The following is a 25,885-nucleotide window of genomic DNA, read 5'->3' on the forward strand; positions in this document are numbered from 1 at the left end:
CGAATACACTCAGTTTCATTGTGGGAGCGAGCCTGCTCGCGAAGAGGCCGATACATTCGACCAAGGCATTGAATCATCAGACGCTTTCGCGAGCAGGCTCGCTCACACTTCAAGTCGGCTGGGCCTCAGCCCCGTGGCAACCGGACAATGGCGGTCAGCCCACCCCCCGGTGTTTCCTCCAGATTCAATTGCCCACCCAACCGCTGCGCGGCTTCGCGGGCGATGGTCATGCCCAGCCCTACGCCGCCGGAGTTGCGGTTACGCGAGCCTTCCAGTCGGTAGAACGGTTCAAACACGGCTTCACGCTGGTCCTCAGCAATCCCCGGTCCGTGATCAATCACCCGAATCAGCAATTCCTCGCGCTGTTCCAACAGTTCAATCCGTGCCTGTCCGGCGTAACGCAGGGCGTTGTCCAGCAGGTTGTTGATGCACGAACGCAGCGCCATCGGTTGTACTGGCAAAGGCGAGCAGTGGCCGCTGACCTGTACATCGGCGCCCTGGTCCTGGGCGTTTTCGCTCAGCGATTCGACCAGCGCCTGCACGTCCAGCAACTGCAAGGCTTCGCTGGTGCGTTGTTCGTGCAGATAGGTGAGGGTGGCGTCGAGCATGCCGATCATGTCGTCCAGGTCCTGGCGCATCTGGCTTTGCAGCTTGTCGTCGCTGATGTTTTCCAGGCGCAGTTTCAGCCGTGACAGTGGCGTGCGCAGGTCGTGGGAGACGGCGCCGAGCATGCGTGCGCGTTGCTGGACCTGTTCGCGGATGCGCCGTTGCATGAGGTTGAAGGTGTGCGCCGCTTGCCGGGCTTCGCGCGGGCCGGATTCGTCGAGGGGGTCGCTGTCGAGGTCTTCGCTCAGGCGCTCGGCGGCGTCGCTCAGGCGCTGGATCGGCCGGCTGAGCAGCTTGGCGCCGTACCAGGCGGCAATCATCAGAGTGATGAACTGAAAGGTCAGCGGTACCACCGGGCCACCGAACCAGGGGCGTGTTTGCCTCGGTGGGTAAGCGGCGTTGTGCAGCGGCGGTTGGCCGTCGATGTTCGTTGAGAACTCTGGCGGTGGTGGGGGCGGAGGAGGGCCGTAGAGCCTGAACCAGGCGAAGGCCAGCAGGTGCGCCAGGACAATCGCCACGAACAGCACCCCGAACAGGCGACCGAACAGGGTGTCCAAGCGCGCCTTCATCAGCCGATGTCCCGCGCGTCGAACAGGTAACCCTCGCCGCGCACGGTCTTGATCAACTGCGGGGCTTTCGGGTCGTCACCGAGTTTTTGCCGCAGGCGCGAGACCAGCAGGTCGATGCTGCGGTCGAAGGCTTCGATCGAGCGACCGCGAGCGGCGTCGAGCAGTTGTTCGCGGCTGAGCACGCGGCGCGGGCGTTCGATGAAGACCCAGAGCAGGCGGAATTCGGCGTTGGACAAGGGCACTACCAGGCCATTGTCGGCGACCACTTGGCGCAGGACGCTGTTCAGCCGCCAGTTGTCGAAGCGAATGTTCGCGCGCTGTTCGCTGCGGTCGTCGCGCACGCGGCGCAGGATGGTCTGGATGCGGGCGACCAGTTCGCGTGGTTCGAACGGTTTGGCCATGTAATCGTCGGCGCCCAGTTCCAGGCCGATGATGCGGTCGGTGGGTTCGCAGCGGGCGGTGAGCATCAGGATCGGTATGTGCGATTCGGCGCGCAGCCAGCGACATAGCGACAGACCGTCTTCGCCGGGCAGCATCAGGTCGAGGACGATGACGTCGAAATGTTCGCCCTGCAGCGCCTGGCGCATCGCCGCGCCGTCGGTGACGCCGCTGGCGTGAATGTTGAAACGGGCGAGGTAATCGATCATCAGCTCGCGGATCGGCACGTCATCATCGACGATCAGCGCGCGGATGCTCCAGCGCTTGTCGTCTTTGCTTTCATCCGTCATGGTTGTCGGGGTGTTGTGCATGGGGCTGTTCGCTGCCAGTGGTGGTTTCAGCATAGGCGTCCGGCCGGGAGGCGGGAAGTGCTGTTGTAAGGACGTGTTGCGCCGGGCGAGGCTAACCCGTATGCGTGTTGCCGGCGTGTCGGCTGTGTATCGGAGTCGACACAATAGCCGTGCGGGCTAAGCTGATAACCGCCAGCGCGACGATTTACCGATCATCGGGTGCCGCGCTGCCGCCGGTTCCGCTACAATGCGCGCCGTTTTCGACCAGCCTGAGAGCCCATCCATGTCCGCCTGCCAGACTCCTATCATCGTCGCCCTGGATTTCCCCACCCGTGACGCCGCACTGAAGCTGGCCGACCAGTTGGACCCGAAATTGTGCCGGGTCAAAGTGGGCAAGGAACTGTTCACCAGTTGCGCGGCGGAAATCGTCGGCACCCTGCGTGACAAGGGTTTTGAAGTGTTTCTGGACCTGAAATTCCACGATATCCCCAACACCACCGCGATGGCCGTGAAAGCCGCTGCCGAGATGGGCGTGTGGATGGTCAATGTGCACTGCTCCGGTGGCCTGCGCATGATGGCCGCCTGCCGCGAAGAGCTGGACAAGCGCAGTGGTCCGCAACCGTTGTTGATTGGTGTGACCGTGCTGACCAGCATGGAGCGCGAGGATCTGGCCGGTATCGGTCTGGATATCGAGCCGCAGGAACAAGTGCTGCGTCTGGCGGCGCTGGCCGAGAAGGCCGGGATGGACGGTCTGGTCTGTTCGGCGCTGGAAGCGTCGGCGCTGAAAACCGCGCACCCGTCGCTGCAACTGGTGACCCCGGGGATTCGCCCGGCAGGCAGCGCGCAAGACGATCAACGGCGCATTCTGACCCCGCGTCAGGCACTGGATGCCGGTTCCGATTATCTGGTGATCGGCCGTCCGATCAGCCAGGCGCCGAACCCGGCCCAGGCGTTGGCCGCAGTCGTAGCCGAAATTGCCTAAAGCTTATTGAAGATCCAACTGTGGGAGCGAGCCTGCTCGCGAAGAGGGAGTGTCAGTCGGCATCATTACCGACTGATCCTCCGCTTTCGCGAGCAGGCTCACTCCCACATTGGTTTCAGGCTGGCCTTAAACCTCCAACACCAACTTGCCAAAGTTCTCGCCGTTGAACAGTTTCATCAGCGTTTCCGGGAACGTCTCGAGTCCTTCAACCACATCTTCCTTGCTCTTGAGCTGCCCGTTGGCCATCCAGCCGGCCATCTCCTGGGCGGCGCTGGCGAACTGCGCGGCATAGTCCATAACCACAAAACCTTCCATGCGCGCGCGATTGACCAGCAGTGACAGGTAATTGGCCGGGCCTTTGACCGCTTCTTTATTGTTGTACTGGCTGATCGCGCCGCAGATCACCACCCGCGCCTTCATGTTCAAGCGGCTCAGCACCGCGTCGAGAATGTCGCCACCGACGTTATCGAAGTACACGTCCACGCCTTTCGGGCATTCGCGCTTCAGACCGGCCACGACGTCTTCGGCCTTGTAATCGATGGCGCCGTCAAAGCCCAGTTCGTCGATGAGGAATTTGCACTTGTCGGCCCCGCCGGCAATGCCAACGACGCGGCAGCCTTTGATTTTGGCGATCTGCCCGGCCACGCTGCCCACCGCACCGGCCGCGCCGGACAGCACCACGGTGTCACCGGCTTTCGGTGCGCCGACGTCGAGCAGGGCGAAGTAGGCGGTCATGCCGGTCATGCCCAGTGCAGACAGATAGCGTGGCAATGGCGCGAGTTTCGGGTCGACCTTGTAGAAACCGCGCGGCTCGCCGAGGAAATAATCCTGCACACCGAGGGCGCCATTGACGTAATCGCCGACGGCGAAGCCAGGATTGTTCGAGGCGATGACTTTTCCCACGCCCAGTGCGCGCATGACCTCACCGAGACCGACCGGCGGGATGTAGGACTTGCCTTCGTTCATCCAGCCGCGCATGGCCGGGTCGAGGGACAAGTATTCGTTTTTCACCAGAATCTGTCCCGCCTGTGGCTCGCCGACCGGTACTTCCTGATAAGTGAAAGTCTCGCGGGTCGCGGCGCCCACCGGGCGTTTGGCGAGCAGGAACTGGCGATTGGTCTGGTTGGTCATGACAGGCACTCGAATGGAATGAAGCCTTGTTGATAGCTCTTCAACGGCGATGTCGCAAGGTTGGCTGATACGGCGAATGCGAGTCGATCCAGTGCAGTGATGGTTACAGGGCGGGTTTCATCACTGCGGCGCATGCGCCGGTAAACAGCGATTGCATAGTGCTGACGTGCTTTCGCTGCCCTTGGCTATGCTGCGACGCCAACATCTCCCAGTTTTTTTGCATTCGAGGACATACCCATGAGCATGACGTTTTCCGGTCAGGTGGTTGTAATCACGGGAGCCGCCTACGGCATCGGTCGCGCGACAGCCCTGGTGTTTGCCGCCGAAGGCCTGAAAGTGGTGGTGGCTGACCTGGATGCGGCTGGCGGCGAAGGCACGGTGGCGCTTATTCGTACAGCCGGTGGCGAAGCGTCCTTCGTGCGCTGCGACGTGACGGTGGAAAGCGATGTAAAAAATCTGATGGATGAGGTGATCGATACCTACGGTCGGCTCGACTATGCCTTCAACAACGCCGGGATCGAAATCGAGAAAGGCAAACTCGCCGACGGTACGCTGGACGAGTTCGACGCGATCATGGGCGTCAACGTCAAAGGCGTCTGGCTGTGCATGAAGTATCAGTTGCCATTGCTGTTGGCGCAGGGCGGTGGCGCGATCGTCAACACGGCGTCGGTGGCCGGGCTGGGTGCGGCGCCGAAGATGAGCATCTACGCGGCGTCGAAACATGCGGTGATCGGCCTGACCAAGTCGGCGGCGATCGAATACGCGAAAAAGAAAATCCGCGTCAACGCAGTGTGCCCGGCAGTGATCGATACGGACATGTTCCGCCGTGCCTACGAAGCCGACCCGAAGAAGGGCGAATTCGCCAACGCCATGCACCCGGTCGGGCGCATTGGCAAGGTCGAGGAAATCGCCAGCGCGGTGCTGTATCTGTGCAGCGATGGCGCAGCGTTCACCACTGGGCATTCGCTGGCGGTGGATGGCGGCGTGACAGCGTTCTGAAAGTTGCCGTAATTTTAAGAACCCGCCTGCGTGCGGGTTTTTTGTACCTCGCGGTTGGTCCGTGTGAATACCGCTAAACAATGTGTATCAAACCGTTAGAACTGCCGCATTTGGCGGCGTTGTCGCACAGCCTCGGCGGCGCGGCTGTGATTTACTGCTGCCAGCAAAACTGACAGGAGTTTGCGAGCTCATGGAACTGAGAATTGACCGACAGGCAATGGTGCCGGTCGTGCAGCAGATCGTCGACGGAATGACTGACTGGATTGTGCAAAGCGGCATCCCGCCTGCCACCCGGTTGCCCTCCGTACGGCAAATCGCCCGGGGTAATCTGCTCAGCCAGTCGTGTGTCGTCGAAGCCTGCGAGCGCCTGGTTTCGCAAGGTGTGTTGACTGCGCGTCAGGGCGCGGGATTCATCGTCGCGGCCTCGCCGCCGTTGCGCGAAACGGACTCGGAACTGGCAGTGTTCGAGGGCCGCCATGCGTGGTGCGATGAGGTGAGCGCTTCGACGGGCCGCTTGATTTTGGGGCAAGGAGGCTTGCCGCCGAGCTGGCGTGAGCCCGACGACCTCAGCTATGCGCTGCGCGAGGTGGCGCGCACCGACATGGCCAGCCTGTTCAACTACAGCTCGCCGCTGGGCCTGCCAGCGTTGCGCGAGCAAATTGCCAAGCGTCTCAAACTGCTGAACATCGACGCTTGCAATACCCGGCTGATGAGCACCAGCGGTGCCAGTCATGCGCTCGATCTGATCGTGCGCACCCTGTTCAAGGCCGGCGACTGCGTGGTGGTGGAAACGCCTGGTTATGCACCGTTGTTTGACCTGCTGCGCCTGCACGGCGTACAGATGCTCGAAGTGCGTCGGACACCGAGCGGGCCGGACATCGACATGCTCGAGTCAGTGCTGCGTCAGTTTCGTCCCGCTGCCTTGTTCATCGGCAGCCATCACCACAATCCCACTGGCAGTTGCCTGACGCCTGCCGTCGCCCAGCGCATCGTGCAATTGAGCAAGACCTACGACCTGCGCGTGATCGAAGATGACGTCTACGCTGATCTGCACACCGGCAGCGGTACGCGGTTGGCAGCGCTGGACCATGGCGGCCGGGTCATTTATGTCGGCAGCTTCTCCAAGACCCTGAGCAGTTCGTTGCGGATCGGCTTTGTTCTGGCTGACAGCGAACTGCTGACGCGCCTGGCCGAGGTCAAGATGATCAGCGGCCTGGGCTGTTCGAGGCTGGCCGAGGCGGTATTGGCAAGACTGATGGCGACCGGCGCGTATCGCAAACTGGTGCAGCGCCAGCGCCAGCGCTTGAATGCCGATCGCGCGGCGGCCTTGCAGGCTCTGGAAGATGCCGAGTGGGAAGTGTTCGGCAAGCCGGTTGGCGGGTTGTTTATCTGGGCGCGGGCGCGCTTGCGCGACCAGACGTCGGTGCGCAGGCAGGCCCAGCGTTGCGGACTGGAGTTATCAGCAGCGGACGCCTTCAGTCCCAGCGGTGAGTGCGGTGACTGGCAGCGCATCAATGTGGCCTGTGCCTGCGACCCTCGGGCGCGGCAGTTTTTTCGCAATACTTGCGCGGATCGACCTCCAGCATTCTGAAAACGACGCGGGCGTAGCTTTTTGCCATTATTCCGACGCCAGAGTCTTGTGCTGGTTCGAGCCCGTTGCGAATCTTCGGCAACAGACTTTGGCAGGGGACTACGCGCAATGATTTCGGCCGTGCAAGGACGTTTTGCCAACCTCGGTATGGCGAAAAAACTGGGTATCGGATTTGTGCTCGTCTTGTTGCTGACTGCGTTGGTGGCGGCGATCGGCGTCTGGTCGCTGCAAACCATCAGTCTGCGTTTCGACGGCTTGAAGCAGATGTCCGCGCTCAACAGCGGCCTGCTCAAGGTGCGCCTGCTCGAGCAGGAATACGCCCTGCGCGGCAATCCGAAGACCGCCGATGCCTTGCGCGAAGGCGTCGATGGGCTGATCGTTCTTGCCGGCGAGCTCAAGGCACATTCCCCGGCCAATGTGCCGGTGATGAGCGATGTCGAGCAAGCGCTGGGCGCTTATCGCAAGGCCTTCGATGAATTCGTCTCGCTGAGCCAGGCCAAGGACCTTGCGCTGGAGATGGCCAGTTGGTCGGTGTCGAGCGTGGCCAATAACCTCGATGTGTTGCAGAGCGGGCTGGCCGATGATGGTGCCTACACCTTGAAAGACACCGAGGGCAAGGACGGCGCCCAGTTCATCGAACAGGCGAATCAGGTCAGTCAGGTCTCGCGACTGATGCTGCAAGCGATGAACGAAGCGCGGGTGCGTCTGGATCAGAGCCGCAAGGGCGATACCGACAATGCCGGTCAGGGCAACATCGAGCAGGCCGCGCAAGCGCAGGAGCAGGCCGAGGCGCTGAAAACCACGGTCAAGGACGAGGGCTATCTGACTGTGCTCAACGAAGTGTCGGGGCATATCGCCGGATTCAACGAAAAACTGGCTGAATACACCGGGTTGCTGGCGCAAGAAAAAACGGTTTATGACCAACTGCATCAGCGTGCCGCGCAGGTGGTGGACCGGGTCAATCAGGCCTACGTCGCCGAAGACGCTTCGATGCAGGCGGAGCTGAAAAAGAACACGGTGTTGATCATTGGCTCTTCGGCGCTGGCCTTGTTGGTCGGATTACTTGCCGCGTGGGTGATCACGCGCCTGATCGTTGCGCCGCTGCGCAGTGTCATTCGTGTGGCGCAGCAGATTGCTGCGGGTGATCTGACGGCGAAGGTCGAGGTGACGCGCCGCGATGAAATGGGACAATTGATGTTGGCCATGCAGCAGATGGCTGCCGGCCTCGGCACGATTGTCAGCGGCTTGCAGGCCGGCATCGAGCGCTTGGCCGGTTCCGCGCAATCGCTGTCGGCGGTGACCGAGCAGACCAATCTGGAGGTCAACAGCCAGAAGGAGGAAACCGAGCAGGTCGCCACCGCCATGAACCAGATGACCGCCACCGTGCATGACGTCGCGCGCAATGCCGAAGAGGCGGCGCTGGCGGCGCAGACGGCGGATGACAAGGTCGAGAGCGGCCAGCAGGTGGTGCGCCAAAGCATGGCGCGGATCGAGCAGTTGGCGGATTCGGCGACTTCGGCCAGTTCCAGCATCGAGAGCCTCAGTGCCGAAATTCAGAATATCGGCACGGTGCTCGAGGTGATCAAGAGCGTGGCCGAGCAGACCAATCTCTTGGCGCTGAACGCGGCGATCGAAGCGGCGCGGGCCGGCGAGCAGGGCAGGGGATTCGCGGTGGTGGCCGATGAAGTGCGTGCACTGGCGCGGCGCACGCAGCAATCGACCGAGGAGATCGAGCGCTTGGTCAGTGCCTTGCGCGCGGCGGCGCAGTCGTCGGTGCAGCAGATTCGCAGCAGTGGCGAGCTGGTGAAGCTGGCGGTCAGTGATGCGTTGCAGACCGAAAGTGCGCTGGGGAGTATTGCCGCGGCGGTGTCGTTGATTCAGCAGATGAATCAGCAGATCGCGGCGGCGGCGGAGGAGCAGAGTTCGGTGGCGGAGGAGATCAACCGCAGTGTTACGCAGATTCGTGCGAGTGCGGATCACTCTTCCGTGGCCATGCGCGGGAATGCGGCTTCGAGTGTTGAGCTGGCGCAGTTGGGCGGGGAGTTGCGCTCGATGGTTGGGCATTTCCGGCTTTGAGCCTTGGCGGCCTCTGGGCCGACCAGGCTCTCGGCTTCGCCGCGTGGGGATGGCCCGGGTTTGCTTTTGCTGTTCTGTGGGAGCTGGCTTGCCAGCGAAGGCGGCCTGACAGCCGACCCGTTTTTACCTGAGAACACTGCTTCCCAATGTGGGGGCGAGCCTGTTCGCGAAAGCGATCTTCAATTCACATCCTCTTTCAAGTCGGCCACAAAAAAGCCACCTGTAACGGTGGCTTCTTTACCAGTATTCGCGCCTTAGTCGTAAATCACTTTCTTCTTCCAGTCCGCATCGGCTTCGACATCCTTCAAGCCGACGGTCAGTTGGTTTTCTTCACCTTCCACCGGGGCGATCTTGTCCATGACCTGGGCGTTGGCTCGGGCGAGGAGTTTTTCCAGGTATTGCAGTTGCTCGGCATACATCTGCGGGTCCTGCTGTTTGCGCAGGTATTGCACGCCGCGTTCGAAGGCGAGGCGGGCCTGGCCGGGTTGGTTTTGTTGCAGGGACTGTTGGCCGAGGTTGTTGAAGAATTCGATGTGCAGCAGCACGAGGATGTGGCGCACTTCGCGAATCCATTGTTTGGCTTCGTTCGGTGGCAGGAAACCGTCGTGGGCGGCGCGGGTGATCTGGCCGTGCAGGGCTTCGAGGAGGAAGCGCACGTCTTTGGCTTTGGCCTCGGTCAGGATAGGCGCGGGCGGGTTGTTCACCGGGATCGATTCACCCTGGGCAACGAGGGTGCTGAGTTCGGTGATGCGGGCCTTGGTGGTTGCGCTGGTTTTTTCCAGATTGAGCAGGCGCTGGCAGACGTTGAGTTCCAGGCGGGTCAGCAGCAGCTTGAGCGCCGGGGTCATGAACTGGCCGGGGAAGGTTTCGGTCAGTTCGCCGCAGCGGCGCAGGCGGTCGTTGAGTTCGACTTTGGTGCGGGCCTTCTCCAGTTTGTTGTTTTCCACCACATGGTTCATGTAGCCAATGGCGATCAGAATTGCGATCCCGGCTACGACTAGCAGGGTGATCATGAGTGGTGTCACCGGTAAGACCTCTTTATAGGATTCGCATGCGAGTGTAGTGGCTGGGCATTTAGGCGCCTAGCGCCGCTCGACGGGTTTGATCGGCTGCTGCAATCTGTATCGGCCGCCAGCTGTATAGATGAATGCTGGCGCTTGATGTGCAGATTGCCATCACTGTGCGGTGACTATAACGTCTTGGCGAGTGGCGGAATATAGGCGTCAGGTTTCGGACGACGGAAAAGCCCTACGCGGCCCGTAATCCAGGTCGAAGTCATTGATTTAAATAAATTTATATCAGGGGGTTGACGACCCCTCAATCCATCCATAGAATGCGCGCCACTTGCAGCGTAAAGCACACAGCGAAACGCGGCAGGGAGTGAATGTTGTAGTGTGTCCCCTTCGTCTAGTGGCCTAGGACACCGCCCTTTCACGGCGGTAACAGGGGTTCGAGTCCCCTAGGGGACGCCAATGCGGGAATAGCTCAGTTGGTAGAGCACGACCTTGCCAAGGTCGGGGTCGCGAGTTCGAGTCTCGTTTCCCGCTCCAATTTTAAACAGCAGTGCTTTCGGGCGGTGCTGAGTGAAACCAGAACCAAGTCTTCGGATGCGGATCTGGACACCGAAACACACACCATGTGTTCCGGGTAGCGTGTCCCCTTCGTCTAGTGGCCTAGGACACCGCCCTTTCACGGCGGTAACAGGGGTTCGAGTCCCCTAGGGGACGCCATTTGCGGGAATAGCTCAGTTGGTAGAGCACGACCTTGCCAAGGTCGGGGTCGCGAGTTCGAGTCTCGTTTCCCGCTCCAATTTCACAAAAACGCCGATCAGTGATGATCGGCGTTTTTGTTTGTGCGCGTTTTGTGGCGGCAATAAAAAAGGACCTTTTCACAGGTCCTTTTTTAATTTGAGCCCGGTCATCAATGATCGGGCTCAGGCAGGGCTTTACAGCTTCGGCAACTGCCCGACACGCCCCATCATTTCCGTGACGATCTGCAGATCCAGCAGGAACTGCTCGACGGTCTTGAATTCGCCATCGGTGTGGCCGGTGTACTTGGCCTCAGGTCGCGCCAGGCCGAATTGCACGCCGTTGGGCAATTCGTGAACCGACGTCGCACCAGCGGAAGTACCGAATTCCGACTTCATGCCGAGGTTTTCGCTGGCTACGGCAAGCAGCGCCTTGACCCATTCACCTTCGGGGTTGCGATACATCGGTTCGGCCACTGAGTAGTCGAATGCCACGGCAACGTGAGTCTTCTTGCTCCAGGCGTCCAGTTTCTCAGCGATCTCAGCCTTGAGCTTTTCCGGAGACTTGCCCTTCGGTACGCGCAGATTCACCGCCAGCTTGAAGGTTTTGTCATCCTCACCGACGTAGGTCGGCGAGGTGGTCATTGGCCCCATGAACGAGTCGGAGAAGTCCACGCCGAGTTTTTTGCCCAGGTAGTCCAGGCCCCAGTTGTCATCGGCATAACGCGCGGCGTCGGTGAACTGGTTGTGCTTGAGCGCGACTTTGCCGTCCAGGCTGTTGATGAAGCTCAGCATCCGCGCGACCGGGTTGACGCCGGATTCTGGTTCGGAGGAGTGCGCAGAAACCCCCGTCACGGTCAGTTTGACGTCTTTGCCATCAACCTTTGCCGCGACTTCGAAGTCGCCGCCGTTGGCCTTGGCATAAGCGTCGCCGGCCTTTTGCAGACTGGCGGCGAGCTCGGCTGGCTTGTCGGTTACCAGTGCGACCACCGAAGCGGACGGAATCTGGTTGGTCGCTTTGCCGCCAGTCATCGAAATGATTTCCGCGCCGTTGCCTTCACCTTTGCGTTTGGCAAAGTTGGCCATGACAGTGCCGTAACCTTTTTCGGCGATCACCACCGGATAACCGCCGTCCAGCGCCATGTTGTAGTTCGGCGTCGGGTTGCGTTCGAAGTAATAAGGAATAGCGTCGCCGCTGGTTTCTTCGGTGGTGTCGACCAGCAACTTGAAGTTGCGCGCCAGTGGCAGCTTCTCGTCCTTGATCACTTTCATGGCGTACAGCGCCACGACGATAGCGTTCTTGTCATCCTCGGTGCCGCGACCGTACATGCGATCGCCGATCAGCGTGACTTTGAACGGGTCGAGTTTGGTGCCGTCCTTCAGCACCCAGTTTTCCGGCGTCACCGGCACCACATCGGCGTGCGCGTGAATACCGACGACTTCGTCGCCTTTGCCGTCCAGAGAAATTTCGTAGACACGGTTATCGATATTGCGGAACTTCAAACCGAAGGATTCGGCGAGTTTCTGGATCTCGCCGGCAATCTTGATGAATTCCGGGTTGTCGTGTTGCTCCACGCCGTCCTTGCGGAAGGTCGGGATCTCGACGAGTTGGCGCAGGGTTTCCAGCGCGGCCTTGCCATATTTCACGCGGGTATAAATGCCCAGCAGACGGTGAATTTCATTCTGCTGTTCGGCGTTCAGGGTCTTGTTGTCGAGGAAGGCGCTGATGGACGGGTTGAGCTTATCCGTCTTGGCCAGGTCGCCTTTCGCCAGGCTGCCAAGAAAGCTACGGAAGTCCGTCAGATTCTTGCCGCCGAAGGATTTCAGAATCGCTGCACTTTGCTCGGCAGTGATGTTGGCTTGTGCGGCGCTGGTGAACGCTGTGAGGCTGGCCATGACGAGCGTGGCAGCGGCCAGTTTTTTCAGGGAAAAGACCATGTAACAGGCATTCCTTTGCTAGAGATTGGGAAAATATGTCTGACGCTTGCGGCAGAAACATTTTGCAACCTACCACCATGAGCAGGTGAAGAGGGAGTCACAAACTTGATCTGTCGCACAGAAACGCAAAAGAGGCGCACAAATGAAAAAGTCCCGGCAACTGATGCCGGGACTTTTTTTGTGCGAGTTACATCGACAGCATCAGGCGTCCGGCAAACAGAATGAGGATGACGCCCATGCTGCGCTCGAACCAGTGTCCAAGGCGCATGAACAGCAGGCGCACTTTGTTGCTGGAGAAAAACAGCGCGACGATCACGAACCACAGCGCGTTGACGAAGCACATCCACAAGCCATAGAACGCCTGGATCTGCAGCGGTGTGCTGGCGCTGATGATCGTGGTGAAGATGGCCAGGAAAAACAGCGTGGCCTTGGGGTTGGTCGCGTTGGTCAGAAAACCGGTGCTGAATGCCTTGAACAGTGACTGTTCAACCAGCGGCTCATCGGCAGTTTTTTCGCCTTCGACGCTGCTCTTCGGTTTGCTGCGGATCAGGCTGACGCCCAGATAGAGGATGTAAGCCCCACCGACCACTTTGGCCACAGTCAGCAGCCACGGCGTGGTGTGCATCAGGGCGCCGACGCCGAGCAGGGTATACAGCACGTGCACGGAAATCCCCGCGCCGATGCCCAGCGCAGTGCAGATGCCGACGAGCCGACCGAAGCGCACGCTTTGGCGGATGGTCACGGCGAAGTCCGGGCCGGGTGCAACCACGGCGAGAAAGTGGATGGTGGCCAATGCGAGGAACTCGCCCAGGTAATTGGAAAGCATGTCAGCTCCAGAAAGTCAGAGGGGAGGCATTGCCGCGATAGCCGACAAAGAACGACAGGCTCAAACGCGGATCGGCCACGCCCGGAGTCACCGAGTGCATGCGCCGCGAATTGAACATGATGAAATCGCCGGGCTGCGGTCGTACTTCGAGGGCGGGCGGCCCCAGCAGCGACGGCTCGATGCCATAACTGTCGCCGCGCATTTCGTCGAATTGATCCGGGGTGATGTGGTCGTTCCACATCTGCAAGGCGCCACCCTCGGTGGGCATGTTCAGGTAGACGTTGCAGGCGAATTGCGCCTCGAGGCTGCGCGCCTGAAAACTGTCCGGGGCGTCCTTGGCGAAGATGTCGTGATGAGCAAGAAAGCACACGCCGGGTTTGACCACGCGCGACAAGCCGACATACATCTTGCGCCCGTAGAGATTTTCCAGATGCGCGCCCGCGGGCCAGGATTCGTCGAGCATGCAGCGCAACGTGTCGATCGGCGAAGAGTAGGGCGCGCAGCGCTGGCGCAGTTCGTCGATGTTGCGGGTGGCGCGTTCGAAGTAATCCTCGATCAGCAGCGGCTGGTTTTCCGCCTCGTAAAAGGCCATGCCGATACGGCCGATACTCGGCGCGTTGATGTAGCCTTCAAAGCCCGGGGCGAGGATCTTGTCGCCGATCTCGATCGCCAGCGGCTCGGGGAGAAAGCGTTTGACGCGGATGGCGAGGACTTCTTCGTTGGCCAGTTTTTTTATGCACGTCTCATCGAGACGCTCGACGTCTAGCATCATTTGTTTTAGGTCCATCTATCGATAGTCAACGGAACCGGCGAGTGCGGTTCCCCGGCGTCGGACGCTGCGCGACGGCAACGTCCGAAATGCTCAATCCACGCTGTAGTGGACGGACAGCGTGCCTTTCTTCTGTGAAAGGGACGCGATCGTGACTGTGCCCAGATCCTTCAGGCTGCGTACGTGGGTGCCACCGCAGCCATAGGCTGGCAGCTCACCGAAACTGATTTCCCGCGCGCCCTCGCGCAGTGAAGTCAGACGCGGCAGATCGTGTTCGATCCACTGCTCGATACCGGTTTGCACGGTTGGCGCATCGACTTCTTCTGCGCCATCGCCCGGTTTGAATTGCACCCGGCCTTCGTCCGGCCAGTGGTGCGCCTTGATCGGCATCCAGCCCATGGCCTGAATGAAATGACCGATCAGGTGCCCGGCCGAGTGCATGCGCGTGTTGAAGCGGCGGCGTTCTTCATCGATCCGGATGACGGTCATGCCCAGCGGCAGCGGGCGGTCGACGAAATGCACAATGCGCTCCGCTTCCTGCACCACGCGCGACACCTGACTCTCACCGATCCAGCCGGTGTCGCAAGGCTGACCGCCGCCCTGGGGGTGAAACAGGGTAGCGCGCAGCACTACGGCGAATTCGTTCTCGTGGGGTGTGCAGTCGAGGACTTCGACATTCGCCTTGAGGTCGTCACTGTGAAAAAACAGGCGAAGCGTCATATTCCATGCCCTGATCGAAGTTCTGTTTTTATTATATGAATCGTGCAATAACGTGATAATCCGTTCCAACATCAAAGGACTTGTGCGTCGTGAGCATCAATCTTCCGTTGCCGCTGCTGGGTGAAATGGCGATTTTCGTCAAGGTTGTCGAGACCGGCAGCTTCTCTGAAGCGGCGCGGCAGCTGGGTTCCTCACCCTCGGCGGTCAGTCGCAGTATTTCCCGCTTGGAAAAGGCGTTGGCCACGCGCTTGCTGCAACGCACCACGCGCAAACTGCGCTTGAGCGATGGCGGTGAGGAGGTGTTCAAGCGTTGCCAGGAAATGGTCAGCGCTGCCAGGTCGGTGATGGAAATCAGCGGCCAGTTCACCCACGAAGCCGAAGGTCTGGTGCGGGTCAGCGTGCCAAAAGCGGTGGGGCGCTTTGTGATTCATCCGCACATGCCGGAGTTTCTGCGCCGCTATCCCAAGGTTGATGTGGAGTTGCTGCTGGAAGATCGTCAGGTAGATCTGATCGATGATCATGTCGATCTGGCGATTCGCATCACTGACCGTCCACCGGCCGGTCTGGTCGGGCGGCAGTTGCTGACCATCGATCATTTGCTTTGCGCCACGCCGCAATACCTGGCCGAACATGGCACGCCGACGCATCCTCACGATTTGCTCAACCACAGTTGTATTTATCTGGGCGAAACGCCGAGCGATGCGCGCTGGAAGTTCAAGAAGGGCAGTAAAGCGGTGACGGTCGGCGTGCGTGGGCGTTATGCCGCCAATCACACGGGGGTGCGCTTGGGGGCGGTGTTGCAGCACATCGGCATTGGCAGCCTGCCGTATTTCACGGCGCGTTATGCGCTGGAACAGAAGTTGATTGTGCAGGTGTTGCCGGACTGGACGTTTCTTGCCTCTTACCATGGCGGGTTGTGGTTGCTGCATTCGCCGACGCGGTATTTGCCGCCGAAGTTGCGGGTGTTTATTGATTATCTGGTGGAGTGTTTGCAGAAGGAGCCGACGTTGGGTAGGCCCGGGAAGTCGGTGGGCGGGGGCAATTTGGCTGTGGCGTATGAGCTGCCGGAGAGTGAGGGGTTGCTTTGAGGTTTTTTTGGTGGGACTTGGCGGCCTTGGGGCCGACCAGGTTCTTGGGGTTTTGGGTGAATATCCGTTTCTGCGGGTGTTGCGGCTGGCGGTTTCGCCCTTACGGCGAGTCACCTTTTCCAAACGCCGGAGTGCCGGCCCAGCAAAAAGGTAACCGAAAAGGCTTGCTCCTGCGTTCGGCCCTCGCAGGCTCGGGTTCCTTCGCTCCGGGACTGATCCGGGCGCAGCGGCTACGGTTTGCTTCGCTGCACCTCCTTCCGCTGTGTACGACTGCGTCGTACGGTCGCTGCGCTCCCACGCCCGGATCAATCCCTCCACTCAGCCTTCCGACGTCGCCTGTGAATCAAGATCAAAAGCGGTACTCGAGCTTGCGCTCATTGTTTTGAGTGGTGAAAAGCGTGTGGTCTGCTTTGGATCTGTGTTGAATTCGCCCCTCACCCCAGCCCTCTCCCCGAGGAGAGGGAGCTGATTTGTGTGCTTTTCAAATCCTGAGTTCAACTCGGATTTTCACATCGACGTAACTCGCCCAAACACCTCGGTCAGTCCCCTCTCCCTCCGGGAGAGGGCTAGGGTGAGGGGATTTTGATCTTGAAAAAAAGGCCCGCATGGAATCACCAGTGCGGGCCTTTTCATTACCGTTTGAAAAATCAGTGCTTGCTGTCCTGTGCGGACATGGCCAGCAGTTGTTTTTCCTGGTTCCAGTCAAACGGTTCGTCGTTCTGTTCGGCTTCGTAGCGGCGTTCTTCGAGGGCCTGGTACAGGTCGATTTCTTCGTCGGAGAGGTAGTGCAGGCAGTCGCCGGCGAAGAACCACAGCAGATCGCGCGGGATCAGGTGGGCGATTTGCGGGTAGCGGCTGATGACTTGGGTGAGGATGTCCTGGCCCAGATATTGGCTTTCGATAGGGTCGATCGGCAGGGAGGCCAGCAGTTCGTCGAAGCGCTCGAGGAACAGGGCATGGCTTTCTTCGGGCACTTGTTCGGCCTCACCTACGGCGACCAGGATAATGCGCAGGTGGTCGAGCAACACGAGATGATCGGCAACGACGTTGGACACGAGATAAGTCCTCAAGAGCAAAACGGGCGCGGGAGTATAAAGCCCTCGCGCCGTTTTTTCACATAAACCGGGATCAGCGGACTTTGCCCTCTGCCTGGGTCAGTTCTTCTTTGGCGAAATCATCGACGTCGATCACCTTGCGGCGGGCCGCTTCGGCGTCGCGCAGGCTTTGTGCTTCGACGGCTTGCAGTACGCCGGCTTCCAGTGCGGCATCGATGGCGTGTTCGCCGGCTGCCGGTTTGACCTGGCCGCTCTTCAGTGCGGTGTGCAGTTTCTTGTGCAGCGGTTGCGCGGCGTTAAGCAGGTCACTGGCGTGTTGCAGGGCGCCCACGGCATCGTCCGCCGATTGCGGGCGGTAGCAGCCGGCGAGCAGTTCTTCCAGCGCCGGATCGCCTTTGGCGCGACCGATGACCGCAGCGACTTCGGCGCCGAGTTTGTCCGATGGGCCTTTGTGACGGCGACCGAACGGGAAGACGATGACCCGCAGCAGGCAGCCGAAGACTTTGTTCGGGAAGTTGCTCAGCAGTTCATCCAGCGCACGCTCCGACTGGCCGAGGCTTTCTTCCATGGCCCAGCGGAACAGCGGCTCCATGTACGCCGGCGAATCCAGGTCGTGATAACGCTTGAGCGCGGCGGAGGCCAGATACAGGTTGCTCAGTACATCGCCAAGGCGAGCCGACAGACGTTCGCGGCGTTTCAGTTCGCCGCCCAAGAGCATCATGCTGAAGTCGGCGAGCATGGCGAATGCGGCGGCCTGACGGTTCAGCGCGCGGAAGTAGCCCTGACTGATCCTGTCGCCCGGCGCATGTTCGAAGTGACCAAGGCCGAGGTTCAGCACCAGTGTGCTGGCGGCATTGCTGACGGCAAAACCGATGTGCTTGAGCAGCAGGCCGTCGAATTCCTTGAGCGCCTGGTCTTTATCCTGGCGACCGGCGAGGGCCATTTCCTTGAGTACGAATGGATGGCAGCGGATCGCGCCCTGACCGAAGATCATCAGGTTGCGCGACAGGATGTTCGCGCCTTCGACGGTGATGAAGATCGGCGCGCCGTTCCAGCTGCGGCCCAGGTAGTTGTTCGGCCCCATGATGATCGCTTTACCACCATGCACATCCATGGCGTGGCTGATGCATTCGCGGCCGCGTTCGGTGAGGTGGTATTTGAGGATCGCCGACAGCACCGAAGGTTTTTCCCCCAGGTCCACCGCGTTGGCGGTGAGCATGCGGGCGGCGTCCATCATCCACGCGTTACCGCCGATGCGCGCCATGGCTTCCTGGATGCCTTCGAACGCGGACAGCGGTACGTTGAATTGCTCGCGAATCTGCGCGTACTGACCAGTGACGAGACTGGTGAACTTGGCCGCGCCGGTGCCCACGGCTGGCAGCGAGATCGAACGCCCGACCGACAGGCAGTTCATCAGCATCATCCAGCCTTTGCCGAGCATTTCCTGACCACCGATGAGGTAGTCCAGCGGAATGAACACGTCCTTGCCGGAGTTCGGGCCGTTCATGAACGCGGCGCCCAGCGGCAGGTGACGACGACCGATTTCCACACCTGCGGTATCGGTCGGGATCAGCGCCAGGCTGATGCCGAGGTCTTCCTCTTCACCGAGCAGGTGATCCGGGTCATAAGCCTTGAATGCCAGGCCAAGCAGGGTAGCGACCGGGCCGAGGGTGATGTAGCGCTTTTCCCAGTTCAGGCGCAGACCGATCACTTCTTCACCTTCCCACTGGCCTTTGCAGATGATCCCGGTGTCGGGCATCGCGCCTGCGTCGGAACCGGCCAGCGGGCCGGTGAGGGCGAAGCACGGAATATCGTCGCCACGGGCCAGCCGCGGCAGGTAGTGATTGCGTTGTTCGTCGGTGCCGTAATGCAGCAATAGTTCGGCCGGGCCGAGGGAGTTCGGGACCATCACGGTGGAGGCGAGGTCGCCGCTGCGAGTGGCGAGTTTCATTGCCACTTGTGAGTGAGCGTAGGCCGAGAAGCCTTTGCCGCCGTATTCCTTGGGAATGATCAGGGCGAAAAAGCCATGTTCCTTGATGTGCGTCCAGGCCTCGGGCGGCAGGTCCATGGACTGGCCGATCTGCCAGTCGCTGACCATCGCGCAGAGTTCTTCGGTCGGGCCATCGATGAAAGCCTGTTCTTCTTCAGTCAGTTGCACCTTGGGATAGGACAGCAGTTTGTCCCAGTCCGGACGGCCGCTGAACAGCTCGCCGTCCCACCATACGGTGCCGGCATCGATCGCGTCGCGTTCGGTCTGCGACATCGGTGGCAGGGTTTTCTGGAACCAGTTGAACAGCGGCGCGGTGAAGTGTTTGCGACGCAGGTCAGGCAGCAACAATGGCGCGGCCACTACCGCCAACAGGACCCAGAAGACAAACAGCAGCCAGCCCGGCGCGTGACTGAAAATCCCCATGGCGACCAGATAGGCCGCAACGATGCCCAACGCGGGCAGCGGGGCGATGCGTCGATGGGCGAGATACGCCACGCCGACGATCAAAACCAGTATCCACAACAACAGCATATTCAGTCCTCCGTGAACCAAGGCAAATCGACCCTCCAGAGCTTAGACGGCATCTGCAAATAAGGGTGGTCAGAGCATGGTGATTGAAATCGTGGGAAACCCCGGATGGTTTTCGTAGGTTCGGTGGGCAACACGTGTGGGAAATCGTTCGTTGCTGCGCAGCTTTGCTTTCAGGTTTGGCCGAAACGTCGTTATCTCTGTGCTCAAGCTGTCGCTAGACTCGTGACTCATCCAGGAGATTGCCGCCATGCACGAATATCTGAGCCCCGGCCGCTTCATCGATAGTGACCACCCGGCGGTGGTGGAGTTCGCCGAGCAGCACCGCGGTGCCAGTAATGATCCGCGTGAGCAGGCGATCAGTCTGTATTACGCCGTGCGCGAGGCGGTGCGCTACAACCCGTACACCTTCAGCCGTGATCCGCAAACCCTGCGCGGCAGTTACGCACTCGCAGCAGGGGAGAGTTATTGCGTGCCGAAAGCCACGTTGCTCGCCGGTTGTGCGCGGCATTGCGGGATCCCGGCGCGCATCGGTCTGGCCGATGTGCGCAATCATCTGTCGACGCCACGTCTGCTCGAGTTGCTGAAAAGCGATGTGTTCGCCATGCATGGCTACACCGAGCTGTTTCTCGACGGCCGCTGGGTCAAGGCGACGCCAGCGTTCAACCAGCAACTGTGCGAGTTGTTCAACGTCGCAGCGCTGGAATTCGACGGCATCAATGACAGCGTTTTCCACCCGTTCAACCGTGACGGCGCGCAGTTGATGGAGTATCTGCTCGATCACGGCCAATTCACCGATGTGCCGGAAACCTTCTTCTTCGAGCACCTGCAAAAGTGCTATCCGCATCTGTTCAGTGAGCAACTGCCGATGCTGTTGGGCGACATGCAGACTGATTTGAGTCGCACCTGATCCGGCGTATGCTGGCCGTCCACTCACTTGCAAAGAGGCGGTCATGCTGAAGATCTGGGGACGGAAAAATTCATCGAACGTCAGAAAGCCCTTGTGGGCTGCCGAAGAGCTGGGCCTGGCGTACGAGGCCATCGATGCCGGCGGCGCGTTCGGTGTGGTCGACACGCCCGAGTACCGCGCGATGAACCCCAATGGCCGGGTGCCGGTGATCGAGGATGACGGGTTCGTGCTGTGGGAATCCAACGCCATCGTGCGCTATCTGCTGGCCAAACACGCCCCGGACAGCGCCTGGTATCCGGCGGATGCGCAAGCCCGCGCCGCAGCGGACAAGTGGATGGACTGGACCACTTCCAGTTTCGCCGGACCGTTTCGCACGGTGTTCTGGGGTGTGCTGCGTACGCCTGCCGAAAAGCAGGACTGGAAGGCGATCAACGCCGCGATCAAGGAATGCGATGAATTGCTGAACATGGCCGACCATGCCTTGATCAGCCAGCCTTATCTCTCCGGCAATGACATCGGGATGGGCGACATCCCGCTGGGCAGTTTCATTTATGCCTGGTTCGAAATGCCCATCGAGCGCGCTCCGCAACCGCATCTGCAAGCTTGGTATGAACGTTTGAAGCAGCGTGCGGCCTATCAGAAGGCGGTCATGACCGCGTTGACTTGATAATTACTATCGACACACTTGACTGTACTTGTGCGGCGGCGGCAAGCACCATTGCGAACTTGCGCCGCGGTTGTTTCCCTCGCCGCCGCCCTTATTTACTTCTTTCCTTCCTTCTTGGTGCGTAAATCCGATATGAGTTCCGCTCTGTCCATCCGGCAGCTAACCAAAACCTACGGCAACGGGTTCCAGGCCTTGAGTGGTATCGATCTGGACGTCGCCGAAGGTGACTTTTTCGCCTTGCTCGGCCCTAACGGTGCCGGCAAATCCACCACCATCGGCATCCTCTCGACCCTGGTCAACAAGACCAGCGGCACCGTGAATATTTTCGGCAATGACCTGGACAAGAACCCGGCGGCGCTCAAGCGCTCGATCGGCGTGGTGCCGCAGGAATTCAACTTCAACCAGTTCGAAAAGACCTTCGACATCGTCGTGACCCAGGCCGGTTACTACGGCATTCCGGCGAAAGTCGCCAAGGAACGCGCCGAGCAGTACCTGACCCAGCTCGGCCTGTGGGACAAGCGCGATGTGCCGTCGCGTTCGCTGTCCGGCGGCATGAAACGGCGTCTGATGATTGCCCGTGCGCTGGTGCATGAACCGCGTCTGCTGATCCTCGATGAGCCGACTGCGGGCGTCGATATCGAACTGCGCCGTTCGATGTGGACCTTCCTCACCGAACTGAACCAGAAAGGCATCACCATCATTTTGACCACGCATTATCTGGAAGAGGCCGAGCAGCTGTGCCGCAACATCGGCATCATCGACCACGGCACCATCGTCGAAAACACCAGCATGAAACAGTTGCTGGGCCAGTTGCATGTGGAGACCTTTTTGCTTGACCTGAAGAACGACTTGAGCGCGGCGCCGCAATTGCTCGGCTACCCGGCCCGATTGCTCGACGGCCACACCCTGGAGGTGCAGGTCGACAAATCCATGGGCATCACGGCGTTGTTCACCCAGTTGGCGCAGCAGAACATCGAAGTGCTGAGCCTGCGTAACAAAACCAATCGCCTCGAGGAGTTGTTCGTGTCCCTGGTGGAGAAAAATCTGTCGAAGGTGGCGGTATGAGTTCCGAGTTCGGTCCCAACCTCGTCGCCCTGCAAACCATTGTCTACCGCGAGGTCAAACGCTTCATGCGGATATGGCCGCAGACGCTGCTGCCGCCGGCGATCACCATGGTTCTGTACTTCGTGATCTTCGGCAACCTGATCGGCCGGCAGATCGGCGACATGGGTGGCTTCACTTACATGGAGTACATCGTGCCGGGGCTGATCATGATGTCGGTGATCACCAACTCCTACGGCAACGTGGTCTCGAGCTTCTTCGGCAGCAAGTTCCAGCGCTCGATCGAAGAGTTGATGGTCTCGCCGGTGTCACCGCACACCATCCTGATCGGCTTCACCATTGGTGGCGTATTGCGCGGTCTGGCGGTGGGTCTGATCGTGACGATCCTGTCGCTGTTCTTCACCCATCTGCAGGTGCATCACCTCGGTGTGACCATTCTGGTGGTAGTGCTGACCGCGACAATCTTCTCGCTGCTGGGCTTCATCAACGCGGTGTTTGCGCGCAACTTCGATGATATTTCGATCATTCCGACCTTTGTGCTGACCCCGCTGACTTACCTGGGCGGCGTGTTCTACTCGATCACTTTGCTGCCACCGTTCTGGCAGACCGTGTCGCTGGCCAACCCGGTGCTGCACATGGTCAACGCGTTCCGCTACGGCATCCTTGGTGTCTCGGATATCCGTATCGGCATCGCCATCACCTTCATGCTGGTGGCGACCGTGGTGCTGTATCTCGGCTGCGCGCGGTTGCTCGTAAGTGGACGCGGGATGCGTACCTGAAGCACGCGATATCGTGTAGGAGCTGCCGAAGGCTGCGATCTTTTGATCTTGATCTTTTGAAGCAACATCAAAAGATCGCAGCCTTCGGCAGCTCCTACAGTCGACGTCCGACAACAAAAAACGGCCTCCCATCGCGGAGGCCGTTTTGCATTCATTTCTGCCGGCTTTTCTTGCGCCGCCGCCATTGCCGCGCCACCCACCAGCGCCAGTACAGCATCACCAGAAAGTACGCGAGAACGCCCAGCACCAGACCGACAACCACCGAGCCCAACAAAAACGGCTGCCACAATGTCGACAGCTCACCGCTGATCCATTCCCAGGTCAGCTCGTCCGGCAGATGCCGCGCCGGCACATCCATCAGGAACGCCCCGGCCTGATAAGTGCAGAAGAACACCGCCGGCATGGTGATCGGATTGGTCAGCCAGACCAGACTCACCGCGATCGGCATATTGCCGCGCACCATCACCGCCAATGCCGCCGCGACCAGCATCTGCGCGGGTATCGGCAGGAATGCCGCAAACAGGCCGACCGCCATCGCCCGGGCGACCGAGTGGCGGTTGAGATGCCAGAGGTTCGGGTCATGCAGCAACGTGCCGAGAAAGCGTAAGGATTTGTGTTCCCTGATGCTCGTCGGGTCGGGCATGTAACGTTTGAATAAGCGCCGGGGCATAAGGCTTCTCGGTCGGTTAAGGCGGCAAGTATGTCTGGATTCTACGAACCGCCCATTCAGACTTTGTGACAATTGTTGACGACGGTGGTGCCGCACACCCGCTATGCCTAAGGAGGGGACTCTCAAGGACGGGCATATGCGCACAGGGATGATGGCGCTGGCAGTCGGTCTGCTGGCCCCGGTTTTTTTGCCGGCCTTGCCGCCGGTCGGCTTGCTGGTAGTGCTGCCAGTGGTGGCGCTGATGCTGCTGCCGTTTCGCAGCTATCCATTGGCATGTTTGCTGTTTGGCTTTACCTGGGCCTGCGTTGGCGCGCAGTGGGCGCTGAATGACCGCTTGCCACCGAGTTTGGACGGCGAAACCCGTTGGCTTGAAGGGCGTGTGGTCGGCTTGCCGCAACACAACGATGGCGTGGTGCGTTTCGAGTTGGCTGATGCGCGTTCACGCCACGAAAAGCTGCCGTCGCTGCTGCGCCTGGCCTGGTACGCCGGGCCGGCGGTGAATAGTGGTGAGCGTTGGCGTCTGGCGGTGAAATTGAAGCGCCCGGGTGGCTTGCTCAACCCGGACGCCTTCGATTACGAGGCCTGGCTGCTGGCGCAACGGATCGGGGCGACCGGCACGATCAAGGATGGCCAGCGCCTGGCTGAGGCCCGGTATGCATGGCGCGACGGCGTTCGCCAGCGCCTGCTGGCGGCCGATGCACAAGGACGAGAGGGCGCGCTGGCGGCGCTGGTGCTTGGTGACGGTTCAGGCCTCAGTCGCGAGGATTGGCAGGTGCTGCAAGACACCGGCACCGTGCATTTGCTGGTGATCTCCGGCCAGCACATCGGCTTGCTCGCCGCAGTGATGTATCTGCTGGTCGCCGGGCTGGCGCGTTTCGGAATCTGGCCGTTGCGCTGGCCATGGTTGCCGTGGGCGTGCGGCCTGGCCTTCACGGCGGCGCTGGGTTACGGCCTGCTCGCCGGTTTCGATGTGCCAGTGCAGCGCGCCTGCGTGATGGTGGCGCTGGTGCTGCTGTGGCGCCTGCGTTTTCGCCATCTTGGTGCGTGGTGGCCGTTATTGCTGGCGTTCAATGGCGTGCTGCTGTTTGATCCACTGGCCAGTTTGCGTCCCGGCTTCTGGCTGTCCTTCGCGGCGGTGGCAGTGTTGATCTTCACTTTCGGCGGGCGGCTGGGGGCCTGGCGCTGGTGGCAGACCTGGACCCGCGCGCAGTGGCTGATCGCAATCGGCTTGTGTCCGGTGTTGCTGGCGCTGAGCTTGCCGATCAGCGTCAGCGGGCCTGTAGCCAATCTGCTGGCCGTTCCGTGGGTCAGCCTCGTGGTGCTGCCGCCGGCATTGCTCGGCACGCTATTGCTGCCCGTGCCTTATGTTGGCGAAGGGCTGTTGTGGCTGGCCGGTGGTTTGATCGACTGGCTGTTTATCGGGCTGGCGCTGATTGCCTGGCACTGGCCGGCGTGGATACCTGCCGCCATTCCACTCTGGGCGTTGATCCTGGGCAGCCTGGGCGCGATTTTATTGCTGTTGCCCCGTGGCGTGCCAATGCGTCCATTGGGCTGGCCGCTGCTGTTGCTCCTGGCATTGCCGCCTCAAGAGCGAATAGAAGAAGGGCGGGCCGATGTCTGGCAACTCGATGTTGGCCAGGGCCTGGCCATCCTCATCCGCACCCGCCATCACGCGCTTCTCTATGACGCCGGCCCGCGTTTCGGCGAGTTCGATCTCGGCGAGCGGGTGGTGCTGCCAGCGTTACGTAAACTCAATGTGCAAGCGCTCGACCTGATGCTGCTCAGCCACGCTGACGCCGATCACGCTGGCGGCGCTCGGGCGGTAATGCAGGGATTGAAGGTGCACCGCGTGGTCAGCGGCGATGTGCCAAACCTGCCGCCGGAGCTGAACGCCGAAGCCTGCGCAAGTGGCGAACAGTGGCAGTGGGATGGCGTGCAGTTCCAGCTTTGGCAATGGTCGGCGGCCGATGACAGCAACCAGCGCTCCTGTGTATTGCAGATCGTGGCCAACGGTGAACGCCTGCTGCTCACCGGCGATATCGACATTCGCGCCGAGCGCGTTCTGCTCGACAGCCCGCTGGCCGTGCCGACGCAGTGGCTGCAATCGCCACATCACGGCAGCCGCAGTTCATCATCGATGGCCCTGCTCAAAGCCTTGCAGCCCGAAGCGGTGCTGATCTCCCGTGGCCACGGCAACTCCTTCGGTCATCCGCATCCAACCGTGCTGGCGCGCTACCGCAAGCAAGGTCTGCGCATCTACGACAGCGCCGAGCACGGTGCCATTCATCTGCAACTGGGCAGCTTCAAACCGCCGTGGACGATGCGTCAACAGCGGCGTTTCTGGCGCGATCCGCCGGTGGCTGGCCGTTGATCGGTGCCAGCATGGGTGCCACCTCACGGTCGTCGGGGCGGCGACTCTTAATCGCGGATCGGTATGGTAAAGTGGCGCACTTT

General features: G+C 60.5%; 21 protein-coding genes, 4 tRNA genes and 1 pseudogene. 15 read left to right on the forward strand and 11 right to left on the reverse strand.

Annotated features, from left to right (window positions below):
* Positions 1 to 125: 125 nt before the first annotated feature.
* Both JWU58_RS07920 and JWU58_RS07925 read right to left on the reverse strand, forming a co-directional pair.
* On the reverse strand, positions 126 to 1,175 hold the full coding sequence (locus JWU58_RS07920) for an ATP-binding protein (RefSeq protein ID WP_206421725.1): 1,050 nt from the start codon (positions 1,173 to 1,175) through the stop codon (positions 126 to 128).
* Positions 1,175 to 1,924 (reverse strand): response regulator, encoded by a 750-nt coding sequence (locus JWU58_RS07925; RefSeq protein WP_130887415.1) that lies wholly within the window; start codon positions 1,922 to 1,924, stop codon positions 1,175 to 1,177. The genes JWU58_RS07920 and JWU58_RS07925 overlap by 1 nt, the downstream gene beginning before the upstream one ends.
* 262 nt (positions 1,925 to 2,186) lie before the next feature.
* Between JWU58_RS07925 and pyrF the strand changes: the two genes are divergently transcribed.
* Positions 2,187 to 2,885, forward strand: coding sequence for an orotidine-5'-phosphate decarboxylase (gene pyrF / locus JWU58_RS07930; RefSeq protein WP_123443619.1), 699 nt, complete (start codon positions 2,187 to 2,189; stop codon positions 2,883 to 2,885).
* Positions 2,886 to 3,011: 126 nt separating this feature from the next.
* Here pyrF and JWU58_RS07935 read toward each other — a convergent pair whose 3' ends face one another.
* Positions 3,012 to 4,016 carry an NADP-dependent oxidoreductase gene (locus tag JWU58_RS07935; RefSeq protein WP_206421726.1) on the reverse strand — a complete coding sequence of 335 codons (1,005 nt, stop codon included), beginning with the start codon at positions 4,014 to 4,016 and terminating at the stop codon, positions 3,012 to 3,014.
* Positions 4,017 to 4,253: 237 nt separating this feature from the next.
* On the opposite strand from JWU58_RS07935, the gene JWU58_RS07940 reads away from it, so the two are divergent.
* The 4 genes and pseudogenes from JWU58_RS07940 (at position 4,254) to JWU58_RS27520 (ending at position 8,682) form a co-directional block, all read left to right on the forward strand.
* The gene (locus JWU58_RS07940) at positions 4,254 to 5,015 is read left to right on the forward strand and encodes an SDR family oxidoreductase (protein ID WP_206421727.1); all 762 of its coding nucleotides are present in this window, start codon (positions 4,254 to 4,256) and stop codon (positions 5,013 to 5,015) included.
* Positions 5,016 to 5,205: 190 nt separating this feature from the next.
* Positions 5,206 to 6,606, forward strand: coding sequence for an aminotransferase-like domain-containing protein (locus tag JWU58_RS07945; RefSeq protein WP_123443618.1), 1,401 nt, complete (start codon positions 5,206 to 5,208; stop codon positions 6,604 to 6,606).
* A gap of 990 nt (positions 6,607 to 7,596) precedes the next feature.
* Positions 7,597 to 7,821, forward strand: a pseudogene (locus tag JWU58_RS27515) (HAMP domain-containing protein); the annotation flags it as partial.
* Positions 7,819 to 8,682, forward strand: coding sequence for a methyl-accepting chemotaxis protein (locus tag JWU58_RS27520; protein ID WP_371699606.1), 864 nt, complete (start codon positions 7,819 to 7,821; stop codon positions 8,680 to 8,682). The pseudogene JWU58_RS27515 and the gene JWU58_RS27520, both read left to right, overlap by 3 nt.
* A 254-nt stretch (positions 8,683 to 8,936) precedes the next feature.
* Here the strand turns inward: JWU58_RS27520 and JWU58_RS07955 are convergent, their stop codons facing one another.
* Complete coding sequence (locus tag JWU58_RS07955) at positions 8,937 to 9,695, reverse strand: hypothetical protein (protein ID WP_051600528.1); 759 nt, start codon at positions 9,693 to 9,695, stop codon at positions 8,937 to 8,939.
* Positions 9,696 to 10,078: 383 nt separating this feature from the next.
* On the opposite strand from JWU58_RS07955, the gene JWU58_RS07960 reads away from it, so the two are divergent.
* From JWU58_RS07960 to JWU58_RS07975, 4 genes are all read left to right on the forward strand, one after another.
* A tRNA-Glu gene (locus JWU58_RS07960) sits at positions 10,079 to 10,154 on the forward strand.
* A gap of 2 nt (positions 10,155 to 10,156) precedes the next feature.
* Positions 10,157 to 10,232: transfer RNA gene (locus tag JWU58_RS07965), tRNA-Gly, on the forward strand.
* Positions 10,233 to 10,336: 104 nt separating this feature from the next.
* A tRNA-Glu gene (locus JWU58_RS07970) sits at positions 10,337 to 10,412 on the forward strand.
* Between the two features lie 3 nt (positions 10,413 to 10,415).
* Positions 10,416 to 10,491, forward strand: a tRNA-Gly gene (locus tag JWU58_RS07975).
* A 136-nt stretch (positions 10,492 to 10,627) separates the two neighbouring features.
* On the opposite strand, the gene JWU58_RS07980 is transcribed toward JWU58_RS07975, so the two are convergent.
* The 4 genes from JWU58_RS07980 to JWU58_RS07995 form a co-directional block, all read right to left on the reverse strand.
* Positions 10,628 to 12,367, reverse strand: coding sequence for a dipeptidase (locus JWU58_RS07980; protein ID WP_206421728.1), 1,740 nt, complete (start codon positions 12,365 to 12,367; stop codon positions 10,628 to 10,630).
* 187 nt (positions 12,368 to 12,554) lie between these two features.
* Complete coding sequence (locus JWU58_RS07985) at positions 12,555 to 13,193, reverse strand: LysE family translocator (protein ID WP_016773667.1); 639 nt, start codon at positions 13,191 to 13,193, stop codon at positions 12,555 to 12,557.
* A 1-nt stretch (position 13,194) separates the two neighbouring features.
* Positions 13,195 to 13,965 (reverse strand): 2OG-Fe(II) oxygenase, encoded by a 771-nt coding sequence (locus tag JWU58_RS07990; RefSeq protein WP_122700212.1) that lies wholly within the window; start codon positions 13,963 to 13,965, stop codon positions 13,195 to 13,197.
* Between the two features lie 90 nt (positions 13,966 to 14,055).
* On the reverse strand, positions 14,056 to 14,682 hold the full coding sequence (locus tag JWU58_RS07995) for an alanyl-tRNA editing protein (protein ID WP_123443614.1): 627 nt from the start codon (positions 14,680 to 14,682) through the stop codon (positions 14,056 to 14,058).
* A gap of 89 nt (positions 14,683 to 14,771) precedes the next feature.
* On the opposite strand from JWU58_RS07995, the gene JWU58_RS08000 reads away from it, so the two are divergent.
* Positions 14,772 to 15,770: a LysR family transcriptional regulator gene (locus tag JWU58_RS08000; RefSeq protein ID WP_206421729.1), complete on the forward strand. Its 999-nt coding sequence runs from the start codon at positions 14,772 to 14,774 to the stop codon at positions 15,768 to 15,770.
* A gap of 647 nt (positions 15,771 to 16,417) precedes the next feature.
* Here the strand turns inward: JWU58_RS08000 and JWU58_RS08005 are convergent.
* Entirely contained in the window at positions 16,418 to 16,825 is a 408-nt protein-coding gene (locus JWU58_RS08005; RefSeq protein WP_016771014.1) for a PA2817 family protein, read from the reverse strand.
* 73 nt (positions 16,826 to 16,898) lie between these two features.
* Positions 16,899 to 19,346 carry an acyl-CoA dehydrogenase gene (locus JWU58_RS08010; protein WP_125917268.1) on the reverse strand — a complete coding sequence of 816 codons (2,448 nt, stop codon included), beginning with the start codon at positions 19,344 to 19,346 and terminating at the stop codon, positions 16,899 to 16,901.
* A 247-nt stretch (positions 19,347 to 19,593) separates the two neighbouring features.
* Between JWU58_RS08010 and JWU58_RS08015 the strand changes: the two genes are divergently transcribed.
* The 4 genes from JWU58_RS08015 to JWU58_RS08030 all read left to right on the forward strand — a co-directional run bounded on the left by JWU58_RS08015 (position 19,594) and on the right by JWU58_RS08030 (position 22,761).
* Entirely contained in the window at positions 19,594 to 20,253 is a 660-nt protein-coding gene (locus JWU58_RS08015) for a transglutaminase-like domain-containing protein (RefSeq protein ID WP_206421730.1), read from the forward strand.
* Between the two features lie 43 nt (positions 20,254 to 20,296).
* Positions 20,297 to 20,920, forward strand: coding sequence for a glutathione S-transferase family protein (locus tag JWU58_RS08020; protein ID WP_123443610.1), 624 nt, complete (start codon positions 20,297 to 20,299; stop codon positions 20,918 to 20,920).
* A 132-nt stretch (positions 20,921 to 21,052) separates the two neighbouring features.
* Positions 21,053 to 21,985, forward strand: coding sequence for an ABC transporter ATP-binding protein (locus tag JWU58_RS08025; RefSeq protein ID WP_016771010.1), 933 nt, complete (start codon positions 21,053 to 21,055; stop codon positions 21,983 to 21,985).
* Positions 21,982 to 22,761, forward strand: a complete 780-nt coding sequence (locus JWU58_RS08030) for an ABC transporter permease (RefSeq protein ID WP_056788203.1) — start codon at positions 21,982 to 21,984, stop codon at positions 22,759 to 22,761. Before JWU58_RS08025 ends, JWU58_RS08030 begins: the two co-directional genes overlap by 4 nt.
* A gap of 151 nt (positions 22,762 to 22,912) precedes the next feature.
* Here JWU58_RS08030 and JWU58_RS08035 read toward each other — a convergent pair whose 3' ends face one another.
* On the reverse strand, positions 22,913 to 23,431 hold the full coding sequence (locus JWU58_RS08035) for a DUF2062 domain-containing protein (RefSeq protein ID WP_016770668.1): 519 nt from the start codon (positions 23,429 to 23,431) through the stop codon (positions 22,913 to 22,915).
* A gap of 136 nt (positions 23,432 to 23,567) precedes the next feature.
* On the opposite strand from JWU58_RS08035, the gene JWU58_RS08040 reads away from it, so the two are divergent.
* On the forward strand, positions 23,568 to 25,802 hold the full coding sequence (locus tag JWU58_RS08040; RefSeq protein WP_206421731.1) for a DNA internalization-related competence protein ComEC/Rec2: 2,235 nt from the start codon (positions 23,568 to 23,570) through the stop codon (positions 25,800 to 25,802).
* Positions 25,803 to 25,885 lie beyond the last annotated feature (83 nt).

Source organism: Pseudomonas atacamensis (genome assembly GCF_017167965.1).
In the GTDB taxonomy this organism is placed as follows: Bacteria; Pseudomonadota; Gammaproteobacteria; order Pseudomonadales; family Pseudomonadaceae; genus Aquipseudomonas; species Aquipseudomonas atacamensis.

Coding starts and splice junctions, on each gene's coding strand:
- JWU58_RS07920 (WP_206421725.1), bottom strand. CDS start 1,175: ATGAAGGCGCGCTTGGACACCCTGTTCGGTCGCCTGTTCGGGGTGCTG.
- JWU58_RS07925 (WP_130887415.1), bottom strand. CDS start 1,924: ATGCACAACACCCCGACAACCATGACGGATGAAAGCAAAGACGACAAG.
- pyrF (WP_123443619.1), top strand. CDS start 2,187: ATGTCCGCCTGCCAGACTCCTATCATCGTCGCCCTGGATTTCCCCACC.
- JWU58_RS07935 (WP_206421726.1), bottom strand. CDS start 4,016: ATGACCAACCAGACCAATCGCCAGTTCCTGCTCGCCAAACGCCCGGTG.
- JWU58_RS07940 (WP_206421727.1), top strand. CDS start 4,254: ATGAGCATGACGTTTTCCGGTCAGGTGGTTGTAATCACGGGAGCCGCC.
- JWU58_RS07945 (WP_123443618.1), top strand. CDS start 5,206: ATGGAACTGAGAATTGACCGACAGGCAATGGTGCCGGTCGTGCAGCAG.
- JWU58_RS27520 (WP_371699606.1), top strand. CDS start 7,819: ATGGCTGCCGGCCTCGGCACGATTGTCAGCGGCTTGCAGGCCGGCATC.
- JWU58_RS07955 (WP_051600528.1), bottom strand. CDS start 9,695: ATGATCACCCTGCTAGTCGTAGCCGGGATCGCAATTCTGATCGCCATT.
- JWU58_RS07980 (WP_206421728.1), bottom strand. CDS start 12,367: ATGGTCTTTTCCCTGAAAAAACTGGCCGCTGCCACGCTCGTCATGGCC.
- JWU58_RS07985 (WP_016773667.1), bottom strand. CDS start 13,193: ATGCTTTCCAATTACCTGGGCGAGTTCCTCGCATTGGCCACCATCCAC.
- JWU58_RS07990 (WP_122700212.1), bottom strand. CDS start 13,965: ATGATGCTAGACGTCGAGCGTCTCGATGAGACGTGCATAAAAAAACTG.
- JWU58_RS07995 (WP_123443614.1), bottom strand. CDS start 14,682: ATGACGCTTCGCCTGTTTTTTCACAGTGACGACCTCAAGGCGAATGTC.
- JWU58_RS08010 (WP_125917268.1), bottom strand. CDS start 19,346: ATGCTGTTGTTGTGGATACTGGTTTTGATCGTCGGCGTGGCGTATCTC.
- JWU58_RS08015 (WP_206421730.1), top strand. CDS start 19,594: ATGCACGAATATCTGAGCCCCGGCCGCTTCATCGATAGTGACCACCCG.
- JWU58_RS08020 (WP_123443610.1), top strand. CDS start 20,297: ATGCTGAAGATCTGGGGACGGAAAAATTCATCGAACGTCAGAAAGCCC.
- JWU58_RS08025 (WP_016771010.1), top strand. CDS start 21,053: ATGAGTTCCGCTCTGTCCATCCGGCAGCTAACCAAAACCTACGGCAAC.
- JWU58_RS08030 (WP_056788203.1), top strand. CDS start 21,982: ATGAGTTCCGAGTTCGGTCCCAACCTCGTCGCCCTGCAAACCATTGTC.
- JWU58_RS08035 (WP_016770668.1), bottom strand. CDS start 23,431: ATGCCCCGGCGCTTATTCAAACGTTACATGCCCGACCCGACGAGCATC.
- JWU58_RS08040 (WP_206421731.1), top strand. CDS start 23,568: ATGCGCACAGGGATGATGGCGCTGGCAGTCGGTCTGCTGGCCCCGGTT.